This is a genomic window from Rhodobacter lacus, assembly GCF_042683065.1.
Taxonomy (GTDB): Bacteria; Pseudomonadota; Alphaproteobacteria; order Rhodobacterales; family Rhodobacteraceae; genus Rhodobacter; species Rhodobacter lacus.
The window spans coordinates 79,886-90,604 of the sequence record NZ_JBHUIX010000011.1 but is presented as its reverse complement, the minus strand read 5'-3'; the positions used below and the strand labels follow the sequence as shown (position 1 = coordinate 90,604).

Below are 10,719 nucleotides of genomic sequence, written 5' to 3'. Positions count from 1 at the left end.
CGCGATCTCTCGACCGGGCTCGCCACGCTCTGCATTGCCTCCGGCATGGGCGCGGCCACGATCATCGAGCGGCTCTGATGTGCGCCCGGTCGCGCAAAATCCGGGCGACGCGCCCCCCGCGCCCTCACCTCTGTGCGAATCTTCGCCACCAAATACATCCCGGGGTTGACTTGCCTTTACAAGGCATCAACCATCGGCTTGACCAACTGATCCGGGGGCGGGTCGTCCACCCGGCCGCCTCCTTCCATCCGCGATCGAGGGCAAGCCGTGACTTTGAGGATTCTGCAGAGCCATCTGTCAGAACTGGGAGATGCGTTCCTGGCGGGCGATTTCGAGCGGTACATGGCCTGCACGGTCTTGCCGCTCGAAGTGAGAACCCGCCGCGCGACTCTTTGGGTCGAGGGAGAGTTGAGCCTCGAGGAGGGGTTCGACTGCTATTTCAACGAGGCTTGCGCGATGGGCGTCGAGCGGATCGAACGGCGTGCGGTTTCCGTCACCGGGGTGACGAACCGCTGTCTCTTCGGGCGCTTTGCCTCGTGCTGGCTGCGCGAGAGTGCGGAAGTGGTGCTGAGCTATACCGCAGAGATCACGCTGGAGACGCATCGGCTCGGCTGGAAGACCTCGGCCTTAGGGTTCCGGAGCGAGGATACGCGCTGGCCGCTGATGCCGCACAAGCTGATGCCGGGATACGCCTGACAGCGCTGCGCCGTCCGGCCCGTCGGGCGGGGGGGTGCTGATGCCGAAACTCGATCTCGCGCGGGCACCGGTGAAAACCGGCTCGATCTACCCCGCGCCCTATGCCCAGATGATGGCGGGACGGTCTTCGCAGCGGCTCGGTGATCTGGCCGGGCTGACGCAGTTCGGCGTCAATATCGTCACGCTGGAGCCCGGTGCCGTGGCCTCGCTCCGGCACTGGCATCTGAACGAGGATGAATTCGCGCTGGTGCTGGAGGGGGAGCTGGTTCTCGTCGAGGACGCGGGCGCGGAGGCGATGCGCCCAGGCGATTGCGCAGCCTGGAAGGCGGGGGTGGCGAACGGGCATTGCTTCGTCAACCGTTCCGAGGCGCCCGCGCGCTTCCTGGTTGTCGGCTCCAGGGCAGAGGTCGAGGTGGTCACTTATTCCGACGTCGACATGCAAATTCATATCGCGGGCGGCAAGGCCCGTTTCACCTATCAGGACGGCAGCGATTGGGCAGGGCCCAGGGAGATCGCGCCGAAGGGAGAGAGCAAATGACCGATTTCACCTATGCGCTTGGCGATGACGGTGTGGCCGTGATCACCTGGGATGTCGCCGCGAAGTCGATGAATGTGATGAGCATGGAGGGGTTTGCCCTGCTCGACGGCTTCATCGATCAGGCGCTCGCCGATGAGGCTTGCAAAGGCGTGATCATCACCTCCGGCAAGAAGGATTTTGCCGGCGGCATGGATCTCAACGTCATTGCCAAGATGCGCGCGGGGGGCGCGCAGGCGATCTTTGAGGGCGTGATGCAGATGCACCGCGTGCTGCGCAAGATCGAGCGCGCCGGCATGGACCCGAAAACGCTCAAAGGCGGCAAACCGATCGCCTGTGTGCTGCCGGGCACGGCACTCGGCATCGGGCTCGAGCTGCCGCTCTCGACGCACCGGATCTTTGCCGCGAACAACCCGAAGGCGAAGATCGGCCTGCCCGAGATCATGGTTGGCATCTTCCCGGGCGGTGGCGGCACCACGCGGCTTGTGCGCAAGCTCGGCGCGATGATGGCGGCGCCGTTCCTCTTGGAAGGCAAGCTCTCCGATCCGAAGGCGGCGAAGGCGGCGGGGCTCATCGACGAGGTGAGCGACGATCCGATGGCCGCCGCGCGGGCGTGGGTGCTGAGCGCGAAAGATGCCGATCTCGTGAAACCCTGGGATGCCAAGGGCTACAAGATGCCCGGCGGCGCGCCCTATCATCCGGCGGGGTTCATGACCTTCCTTGGCGCTTCGGCGATGGTGCATGGCAAGACGATGGGGGTTTACCCGGCGGCCAAGGCGCTGCTCTCGGCGGTTTACGAAGGCGCGCTCGTGCCCTTCGATGCGGCGCTGAAAATCGAGGCGCGCTGGTTCACCAACCTGCTGTTGAACCCGTCTTCCTCGGCGATGATCCGCTCGCTTTTCATCAACAAGGAGGCGCTTGAGAAGGGCGCGAACCGCCCGAAGGTCGAGGATCAGTCGGTCAAGAAGGTGGGCATCCTTGGTGCGGGCATGATGGGGGCGGGGATCGCCTATGTCTCCGCCAATGCGGGCATCGAGGTGGTGCTGATCGACTCGACGCAAGAGGCGGCAGAGCGCGGCAAGAGCTATTCGACCGGCATCCTCGACAAGGGGATCTCGCGGCGCAAGGTGACGGAGGAGAAAAAGGCCGAGGTGCTCGCCCGCATCACCGCCACCACCGATTACGCCGCGCTCGCGGACTGCGATCTGATCGTGGAGGCGGTGTTCGAAGATCCGGGCGTCAAGGCCGAGGTGACGGCGAAGGCGGAGGCGGTGATCCCGCAAACCGCGATCTTTGCCACCAACACCTCGACCCTGCCAATCTCAAGCCTCGCCAAGGCCTCCAAACGCCCCGAGCAGTTCATCGGCATCCACTTCTTCTCGCCGGTCGACAAGATGCTTTTGGTCGAGATCATCAAGGGCGCGCAAACCGGTGATGTTGCCGTGGCGAAGGCGCTCGATTTCGTCCGCGCGATCCGCAAAACACCGATCGTCGTCAACGATGCGCGCTTCTTCTACGCCAACCGCTGCATCATCCCCTATATCAACGAGGGCATCCGCATGGTGGCCGAGGGGGTGAGCCCGGTGCTGATCGAGAATGCGGCGAAGCTTGTCGGCATGCCGCTCGGGCCGCTGCAACTGGTGGACGAGACCTCGATTGATCTGGGCGTGAAGATCGCCAAGGCGACCCGGGCCGCGATGGGCGATGCCTATCCCGATGGCGCGGTCGATGAGGTGGTGTTCTGGATGGCCGACGAAGGGCGCTTGGGCAAAAAGGCCGATGCGGGCTTTTACACCTATACCGCGGGCAAGCGCGGCGGGCTCTGGGAAGGGCTGGCCGAGAAATACCCCCATGCTGAGGCCCAGCCCGACCTCCATGAGGTGCAGCACCGGCTGTTGATGGCGCAGGTGCTCGAAGCGGTGCGGGCGTTCGAGCAGGGCGTGCTCACCGACATTCGCGAGGGCGATGTGGGCGCGATCCTGGGCTGGGGCTTTGCGCCCTGGTCGGGGGGGCCCTTTGCCTGGCTCGACATCATCGGCGCGCCGCGCGCGGTGGAGATCTGCGAGGCGCTGGCGGCAAAATACGGCGCGCGCTTCGAAGCCCCGGCGCTTCTGCGCGACATCGCCGCCAAGGGCGACGGCTTCTATGCCCGCTTTGGCTCCGGCGCGGCGGCAAAAGCGGCCTGAGAGCGCGGAAGTGACTGTTGCGGGGGCGGGGCTGCGGCTCCGCCCCTTTTCCTTTGCCCGCAAGCAGCCTAGCTTTGGGGCAAAGGAGATCTCCATGACGAATCCGCTGCTTGTGCCGGGCAAAGGCCCCTTTGCGCTTCCCGATTTTGCCGCGATCCGTGACGAGGATTTTGCCCCGGCGTTTGACGCGGCCCTTGCCGAGGCGCGCGCCAATATCGCCGCGATTGCCGCCAACCCCGCGCCGGCAAGCTTTGCCAATACGATCGAGGCGATGGAGTTGGCCGAGGCCACGCTCGACCGGGTGGCGGGCGTGTTCTACAACCTCTCGGGCGCCGACAGCACGCCCGCGCGCGAGGCGTTGATGCGCGATCTGGCGCCGAAAATGGCCGCCTTCGCCTCGGAAGTGACGATGAACCGCCCGCTCTTTGCGCGTATCGAAACGCTCTGGGCGGCGCGCGACACGCTGGGGCTTACGCCCGAACAAGCCCGGGTGCTGGAGCTTTACTACAAGATGTTCATCCGCTCCGGGGCTGCGCTCGAAGGGGCGGCTGCCGAGCGGATGACCGCGATCAAGGAGCGTCTTGCGGTGCTTTGCACCCAATTCTCGCAAAACCTGCTCGCCGATGAGCGCGACTGGTCGCGCCCGCTGACAGAGCAAGAGCTTGAGGGCCTGCCCGAATTTGTCATCGAGGCGGCGCGCGGCGCGGGGGAGGAGCGCGGCGCCGAGGGCCCGGTGCTGACGCTGAACCGCTCGCTCATCGTTCCGTTTTTGCAATTCTCGCCCCGGCGCGAGCTGCGCGAGATCGCCTATGAGGCTTGGGTCGCGCGCGGCGCGAATGGCGGCGAGACCGACAACCGCGCCATTGCCGCCGAGATCTTGAGCCTGCGCGAAGAGCGCGCGAAGCTTTTGGGCTATGCGAGCTTTGCCGCCTACAAGCTCGAACCCGAAATGGCAAAGGAGCCCGCGCAGGTGCGCGACCTCCTGATGCGGGTCTGGGAGCCCGCGAAAGCCGCCGCCGAGGCGGATGCGGCAAAGCTCACCCGGATGATGCATGCAGAGGGCATCAACGGCGATCTGGAAGCGTGGGACTGGCGCTATTACTCGGAAAAACGCCGCACGCTGGAACATGATTTCGACGAGGCGGCGCTGAAACCCTATCTCTCGCTCGAGGCCATGCTCGGCGCGGTGTTTGACACGGCCAACCGCCTCTTCGGGCTCGAATTTCGCCCGCTTGAGGGGCCGTTTTATCACCCCGACGTGCGCGGCTGGGAGGTGACGCGGGAAGGCAAGCATATCGCCGTGTTCCTGGGCGATTACTTCGCGCGTGGCTCGAAGCGTTCGGGCGCCTGGTGCTCGGCGATGCGCTCGCAATCAAAGCTTGGCGGCGAGACGCGGCCGATTGTCGTCAATGTGTGCAACTTTTCGAAGGGCGAGCCCTGCCTGCTCAGCCATGACGATGCGCGCACGCTGTTTCATGAATTTGGCCATGCATTGCACCAGATGCTCTCGGATGTGACCTATCAATTCGTCTCGGGCACCTCGGTTGCGCGCGACTTTGTGGAACTGCCGAGCCAGCTTTATGAGCATTGGCTCGATGTGCCCGAGGTGCTCGACCGCCACGCGACGCACTGGAAGACCGGCGCGCCGATGCCCAAGGATCTGCGCGACAAGCTCTTGGCGGCAGGCACCTATGATCAGGGGTTCGCCACGGTCGAATTCGTCGCCTCGGCGCTTGTCGATCTGGCCTTCCACGAGGGCGCCGCGCCCAAAGACCCGATGGCGATGCAGGCTCAGGTGCTGGCAGACATCGGCCTGCCGAAAGCCATTCGCATGCGCCACGCCACCCCCCATTTCGGCCATGTGTTCTCCGGCGACGGTTATTCGGCGGGCTATTACAGCTACATGTGGTCGGAGGTGATGGATGCCGACGCCTTTGCCGCGTTTGAAGAAACGGGGGATGCGTTTGACCCGGAAACGGCAAGGCGGCTCGAGCGCTGCATTCTCTCGGTCGGCGGATCGGTGCCCGCCGACGCGGCATGGATGGACTTTCGCGGCAAGATGCCGGGCGTCGAGGCGCTGCTGAAGGGGCGGGGGCTGCTTTAAGCTTTAAGCCTCTGGCCGTGACGGGGTAAGCGCAAAGGCGAGCCCCGCGGCAACGGCAACGGTGGCGAGCGGGTGATCGGCCATGAGCTTGGGCAGAACGCCCGCCGCCTCGGCCAAGGCGCTGTTCATCGCGGCGGCGCGCGCGGCCTCGGCCCGGGCTTTGGCGCGCGCCTCGATCAGCGCGAGCACGCCCCATGCGATCAGCGCCAGCACCAGCGCGAGCGTGGCCAGAGCGAGCGCCGCAAGTGCCGGGCCGATCACGGGCGCAAGCGCGAACCACAGCGCAAAAGCCGCCGCGACATAGGCCGTGGTGGCAAAAGCGCCGATCAGCGCCAGCGCAAGGATCTTGCCGCGCGGGGGGCCGACCGGGGGGGCGATCCCCCCGATCAGCCCGAGCGCGATCTGCACCAGATCGCCCATCGGATCAGCGCTTGACCAGGAGCGCGGCGAGAAAGCCCACGCCCGCGGCAATGCCGAGCGCGGCCATCGGATTGGCACGCACGCGATCCTCGACCGCGCCTTCGGCCTCGTGGAAGCGCTCGCGCGCCACGTCTGCCGCCGCGCTCGACCGCGCGGCAATCTCGGCGCGCAACTCTTTTGCCTGAGCGGAAAGCTGCTCCATCCGGCTCGCGCCGTAATCGCCCGCGGTGCGGGTCAGCTCCGCCAGCTCGGCGCTCAGCTTCTCGATTTGCTGCTCCATCTTCGCCACCTCGGGGGGAAGCTTGCCGTTGCTTTGCGGGATCGGGTTGGCACTGGCCATGAGAACCTCCTGTCGTTTGGTTGCGTTTCGCGGGAAGAACGCGACCGGGCCGAGGAGGGTTCCGTTTCAGCTTTGCCAGACATCCATGTGGATGATCACATCCGCTTGTGGATGGGCATCGAGGATCGCACGCTTGAGGCTCTTGGCAATCGCATGGGCGGCCTCAAGCGTTTGCGCGCCATCAAGCTCGATATGCAGTTGCACGAAGATCTTGGCGCCCGCGGTGCGGGTCCTGAGGTCATGAAAGCCGCGCACCCCGGGCCAGATCTCGGCGATTTCGGCAATCGAGCGCACCACCGCTTCGGGCGCGGCGCGATCCATCAGCGCGTGCCAGCTTGCGATGAAGATCTTGGCGGCACCGCGCAGCATGATCAGCGCAGCAAGGATCGCGATCACGCTGTCGGCCCGCGCCAGGTCGAAGCGCGCCGAGAGCCACAGCGCGAGGATCGCGCCAAGGGTCGGGATCAGGTCGCCGATATAATGCAGCATGTCGGCGGAAACGACCTTGTTGCCGGTTTTCGCGGCAACGCGTTTTTGCCACAGCACCAGCATGGCGGTGAGCGCCGCCGAGCCGATCATCACCGCGATGCCGGCCCCCTCATCGGCGAGTTGCGGGGCCTCGGGGGCGAAGAGGCGCGCAAGTGCCGCCCAGAGGATCGCGCCGCCCGAAGCGGCCACGAAGATCGCCTGACCGAGCGAGGCGAGGTCTTCGACCGAGGTATGGCCGAAGGCATGGTCTTCATCGGCGGGGCGGGCGGCATAGAGAATGGCGGCAAGGCCAGCGGCAGAGATCAGGAGATCCATCGCCGAATCGGCCAGCGAAGCCGCGATGGAAAGCGCGCCGGTGGCCCAAAGGGCCCAGAGCTTGATCAGCACCAGCGTGCCCGCCACCGAAACCGAGGCAAGCCCGGCAGAGATGTTGAGCTTTTGCGTTTGTGGATCGTAGGGCATGGGCGACTCGGGGAGAGGGAAGGGCCTTTGCGTAACCGATCGGCGCCCCGCCGTCACGCGCGTTTGCGCGCGCGTGGATCAGTCCCGGATCTCATCGGCATCCACGCCCCAGATCTTCTCTTTTGGCACCCAGCCATCGGCGCTTTCGGCGGTAATCTCGCACCAGTCGCGGGTGCAATCGCCAAGCTTCGCAATTGCCCCCATCTCGGCCAGCGCCACAACGGCAGAGGTGGCATCGGCACGGGCATGAAGCTCGGTCATGTCATCCTCGACAATGACGGTGCGCACCCCGGAGAGCAGCGCATAATGGACCCAGCCACCCGCGCCATCGCGGTCTTCCACACGGCGCCAATGGCCGAATTCAGCGGTGACTCGCAACGGCATGCCGGCATGTTTGAACACCCAGTCGATACGGTGCGACAGCGAGGGGCCGCGGCGCGCGTTGCCGTCCGAGCCCTTGAGCGAGACAAACCGCGGCAGCGGCAGGTTTGTCACCGGACCGCGCCCGCTTTGCGTGCTCAGTGCCACGGTGCGCTCGGTCTCGCTCAGCGGCGGATCGTCCTCCAGTTCCTGTGCCGCAAGCGGCGCGACGCCGATCAGCGCCACGACGATCCCCGCATGCAGCAATGCTGAAAAGCCGTGCAGGGGCGTGGCATGACGGCGCAGTCGCGCCACAGGCGCGCAAGAAAATTGCGCCAACATCTCTAAAAGCGTCATTTCTGCTCTCTCCGGGCCTTGTAACTTGCCTCTTTGACGGTCAATTTGCACCCAAGCCAGATGCATTGGAAGAGAGGAGAGCCAAGCATGCCCGCACCGCGGCTAAGTGTTGTCGTGACGCGACGGTTGCCCGAACGGGTCGAGACCCGGATGAAGGAACTGTTTGACGTCACCCTGCGCGAGAGCGACGCGCCGATGAGCCGCGAGGAGCTGGTTGCGGCGATGCGCGACGCCGATGTTCTGGTGCCGACGCTGTGCGACCATATCGACGCCAACATGCTGGCGCAGGCGGGCGAGCGGCTGCGGCTGATCGCCAATTTCGGCGCCGGGATCGACCATGTCGACGTGGCCTCGGCGCGCTCGCGCAATGTGCTGGTCTCGAACACGCCCGGCGTGGTGACGGAAGATACCGCCGATATGGTGATGTCACTCATTCTCGGCGTGACGCGGCGCATTCCCGAGGGGCTTGCGATGATGAGCCGGGGCGAGTGGACGGGCTTTTCCCCCACCGCGCTTCTTGGCGGGCGCATTGGCGGGCGCCGGCTTGGCATCATCGGCATGGGGCGGATCGGTCAGGCGGTGGCGCGGCGCGCGGCGGCCTTCGGCATGCAGATCCACTACCATAACCGCCGTCGGCTGCGCCCGGAAACCGAGGCGGACCTGCACGCGACCTACTGGGAAAGCCTCGATCAGATGGTGGCGCGGATGGATGTCATTTCCGTCAACTGCCCGCATACGCCCGCCACGTTCCACCTGCTCAATGCGCGCCGCCTCAAGCTGATGAAGCCCACGGCGGTGATCGTGAACACCTCGCGCGGGGAGGTGATCGACGAGAATGCGCTCACCCGCGCGCTCAAGGCGGGCGAACTGGCGGGGGCCGGGCTTGATGTGTTCGAGCATGGCGCGGCCTTCAACCCGGATCTGCGCCAGCTCCCCAATGTCGTGCTTTTGCCGCATATGGGCTCGGCCACGATCGAGGGGCGGCTTGAGATGGGCGAAAAGGTGATCCTCAATATCAAGACCTTCGCCGACGGCCACCGCCCGCCGGATCTGGTGGTGCCGGGCGTTTTGTGACGCCTGGCCCTGACCAAAAATGAAACCGGCGGTCCCGCGCGGGGCCGCCGGTTTCATTTCCTAAGTTTTCAGCCGTTTACATCCGCACCTGCAGGGCGGCGCCGCCTTGCCTTTGCGCACTCACGACCGCCAGAGATGCGCTGGAATAGCGGGTCTCGGCATTGGCCTCGGCCAGGCGCTGCTCCATTTTTTGCGCCAGATTGGGGCCGGAATTGGCCTCCATCTCCGCATGCGCCGCAGCGATGCTCTGTTCGGTGATGCTGCGCTGTTTTTCCAGCTGATCGGTGACATCGGGGCGGCTTTTCGACAGGTCTACCTGGCCCGGTTCGTTCGTTTGCGCAATCATGTTGGTGAGTTCGGTGACGGTGGTGCCCGGTTCGCCGCCGGCCTGTTGCTTGCGCAGTTGCTCGATCGGGGTCGGATCGCGCTGCTTCATCTCCGCAGCATTCGCGGCGCCGATCTCGCGGCTCATCGACAAGGCGCCGGTCTTTTGCGTTTGGGTTTCGGCGGCGGCACGCACCAGCGTTTCTGCGGCCGCATTCGTCGGCAAAGCGCGTCCGGTGCGCGCAACATCCCTGGAAAAGTTTTGGTTTTGCGGCGTCGCGCCGCCGTCGCGCGCTGCGGAGGTGCCGCCTGCCGTCACGGCTGTGGGGGCCGCAGGACGGCGCGCCGCAACCGGGCTCACCGAAGCGCCGGTGGAAGAGCTGGAAAGGGGTCCATCGAGGGGCATGGCGAACTCGCTATTCAAGCGTTGGCTGATATTCCAACCTATCTATATCGCGAATCGAGCGTTGCTTCACGCCAGAGCTTTCGAGTTGGTAAATTGTGGGCGCCGGGGCAGAGGCATCGGTCTCAGAGTGCGATCCGTATGCGTTGGCCGCGCTGCGCTTCGAGCCCGATCGCGGCGAAGGACATCGTTGAATAGGCCCCCTGGCTCGCGCCAATCGCGGTCATTTGCGCGATGAGGGTTTTCATCACATCGCTGCGGGCGGGGTCGTGATCGGTTTGCGCTGTGGTGCGGCTGTCGGCGGCGGCACTCACCCGATCCAGAATCGCTTCGCGCCGGGTTGCCGCGACGCGCAGTTCCGCGGCGTGGCGGGCTTGCGCTTCCTCATCGTCTTGCCCGACAGAGAACACCGCATCGAGATCCGCCGCGGAAACGTTCCGATCTTCCGCGGCCGCAGTGGCGAGCCGGTGCAACAGCGCCTCCAGAACCGATTGCGCAGTGGCATTCGTTGTTTTTGAGGCCGCGACCTCAAGCCCTTTGGCGGCGGAAGACGCTGCATTGGGCGGCACAGCATTTCCGGCGTTGGCGGAGGCTCCGACCGGCTGCGCCCCGGTTTGCGTCCCCGCGGCGTTGCCGGTGCCCGCCCCGGCTGGCTGGCCGTGCAGAGAGGCGCCCGTGTTGAGCCCGCTTTGCGCGGCGAGCGCCGATTCGATCACCAGCCCCTGTTGGCCCAGCCCCTCTGTTTGCGGGCTGGGCGCGGGGCTTGGCGCGGCGTGCTGGCTGGAGGTCCGGGGGGTGTCCTGTTGCGCAGAACTGGCCGGAGAGCGGTGCGGCCCGCCATGAAACTGGCTCGACAGGAAAAGCTGCAAAAGCGCTGACACATAGCCGAGAATAGACATGGCGAGACTCACCGGAAGTTGTATCAAATTGTATCTACCGCGCCCGGGCCGCCGATTCACGCCAAAGCTT

11 protein-coding genes are annotated in these 10,719 nt (G+C 65.5%); 5 read left to right on the top strand and 6 right to left on the bottom strand.

Annotated features, from left to right (window positions below):
* Nucleotides 1-267: 267 nt before the first annotated feature.
* The 4 genes from ACFSM0_RS10015 (at nt 268) to ACFSM0_RS10000 (ending at nt 5,521) form a co-directional block, all read left to right on the top strand.
* On the top strand, nt 268-696 hold the full coding sequence (locus ACFSM0_RS10015) for a hypothetical protein (RefSeq protein WP_377389905.1): 429 nt from the start codon (nt 268-270) through the stop codon (nt 694-696).
* A gap of 40 nt (nt 697-736) precedes the next feature.
* Nucleotides 737-1,234 (top strand): cupin domain-containing protein, encoded by a 498-nt coding sequence (locus ACFSM0_RS10010; RefSeq protein ID WP_377389903.1) that lies wholly within the window; start codon nt 737-739, stop codon nt 1,232-1,234.
* Nucleotides 1,231-3,417 (top strand): 3-hydroxyacyl-CoA dehydrogenase NAD-binding domain-containing protein, encoded by a 2,187-nt coding sequence (locus tag ACFSM0_RS10005; protein ID WP_377389901.1) that lies wholly within the window; start codon nt 1,231-1,233, stop codon nt 3,415-3,417. The genes ACFSM0_RS10010 and ACFSM0_RS10005 overlap by 4 nt, the downstream gene beginning before the upstream one ends.
* 94 nt (nt 3,418-3,511) lie before the next feature.
* Complete coding sequence (locus ACFSM0_RS10000; RefSeq protein ID WP_377389899.1) at nt 3,512-5,521, top strand: M3 family metallopeptidase; 2,010 nt, start codon at nt 3,512-3,514, stop codon at nt 5,519-5,521.
* A 3-nt stretch (nt 5,522-5,524) separates the two neighbouring features.
* Here the strand turns inward: ACFSM0_RS10000 and ACFSM0_RS09995 are convergent, their stop codons facing one another.
* The 4 genes from ACFSM0_RS09995 to ACFSM0_RS09980 all read right to left on the bottom strand — a co-directional run bounded on the left by ACFSM0_RS09995 (nt 5,525) and on the right by ACFSM0_RS09980 (nt 7,949).
* Nucleotides 5,525-5,941 carry a hypothetical protein gene (locus ACFSM0_RS09995; RefSeq protein ID WP_377389897.1) on the bottom strand — a complete coding sequence of 139 codons (417 nt, stop codon included), beginning with the start codon at nt 5,939-5,941 and terminating at the stop codon, nt 5,525-5,527.
* A 4-nt stretch (nt 5,942-5,945) separates the two neighbouring features.
* Nucleotides 5,946-6,281 (bottom strand): ElaB/YgaM/YqjD family protein, encoded by a 336-nt coding sequence (locus tag ACFSM0_RS09990; protein ID WP_377389895.1) that lies wholly within the window; start codon nt 6,279-6,281, stop codon nt 5,946-5,948.
* A 66-nt stretch (nt 6,282-6,347) separates the two neighbouring features.
* Complete coding sequence (locus ACFSM0_RS09985) at nt 6,348-7,232, bottom strand: cation diffusion facilitator family transporter (RefSeq protein ID WP_377389893.1); 885 nt, start codon at nt 7,230-7,232, stop codon at nt 6,348-6,350.
* A 78-nt stretch (nt 7,233-7,310) separates the two neighbouring features.
* Nucleotides 7,311-7,949 carry an SH3 domain-containing protein gene (locus ACFSM0_RS09980; protein ID WP_377389891.1) on the bottom strand — a complete coding sequence of 213 codons (639 nt, stop codon included), beginning with the start codon at nt 7,947-7,949 and terminating at the stop codon, nt 7,311-7,313.
* Nucleotides 7,950-8,036: 87 nt separating this feature from the next.
* Between ACFSM0_RS09980 and ACFSM0_RS09975 the strand changes: the two genes are divergently transcribed.
* On the top strand, nt 8,037-9,023 hold the full coding sequence (locus ACFSM0_RS09975) for a 2-hydroxyacid dehydrogenase (RefSeq protein ID WP_377389889.1): 987 nt from the start codon (nt 8,037-8,039) through the stop codon (nt 9,021-9,023).
* Between the two features lie 76 nt (nt 9,024-9,099).
* Here the strand turns inward: ACFSM0_RS09975 and ACFSM0_RS09970 are convergent, their stop codons facing one another.
* The gene (locus ACFSM0_RS09970) at nt 9,100-9,543 is read right to left on the bottom strand and encodes a hypothetical protein (RefSeq protein ID WP_377389887.1); all 444 of its coding nucleotides are present in this window, start codon (nt 9,541-9,543) and stop codon (nt 9,100-9,102) included.
* Nucleotides 9,544-9,875: 332 nt separating this feature from the next.
* Complete coding sequence (locus ACFSM0_RS09965; protein WP_377389885.1) at nt 9,876-10,649, bottom strand: hypothetical protein; 774 nt, start codon at nt 10,647-10,649, stop codon at nt 9,876-9,878.
* Nucleotides 10,650-10,719 lie beyond the last annotated feature (70 nt).

Coding starts and splice junctions, on each gene's coding strand:
- ACFSM0_RS10000 (WP_377389899.1), top strand. CDS start 3,512: ATGACGAATCCGCTGCTTGTGCCGGGCAAAGGCCCCTTTGCGCTTCCC.
- ACFSM0_RS09980 (WP_377389891.1), bottom strand. CDS start 7,949: ATGACGCTTTTAGAGATGTTGGCGCAATTTTCTTGCGCGCCTGTGGCG.
- ACFSM0_RS09995 (WP_377389897.1), bottom strand. CDS start 5,941: ATGGGCGATCTGGTGCAGATCGCGCTCGGGCTGATCGGGGGGATCGCC.
- ACFSM0_RS09990 (WP_377389895.1), bottom strand. CDS start 6,281: ATGGCCAGTGCCAACCCGATCCCGCAAAGCAACGGCAAGCTTCCCCCC.
- ACFSM0_RS09985 (WP_377389893.1), bottom strand. CDS start 7,232: ATGCCCTACGATCCACAAACGCAAAAGCTCAACATCTCTGCCGGGCTT.
- ACFSM0_RS10010 (WP_377389903.1), top strand. CDS start 737: ATGCCGAAACTCGATCTCGCGCGGGCACCGGTGAAAACCGGCTCGATC.
- ACFSM0_RS09965 (WP_377389885.1), bottom strand. CDS start 10,649: ATGTCTATTCTCGGCTATGTGTCAGCGCTTTTGCAGCTTTTCCTGTCG.
- ACFSM0_RS09975 (WP_377389889.1), top strand. CDS start 8,037: ATGCCCGCACCGCGGCTAAGTGTTGTCGTGACGCGACGGTTGCCCGAA.
- ACFSM0_RS10005 (WP_377389901.1), top strand. CDS start 1,231: ATGACCGATTTCACCTATGCGCTTGGCGATGACGGTGTGGCCGTGATC.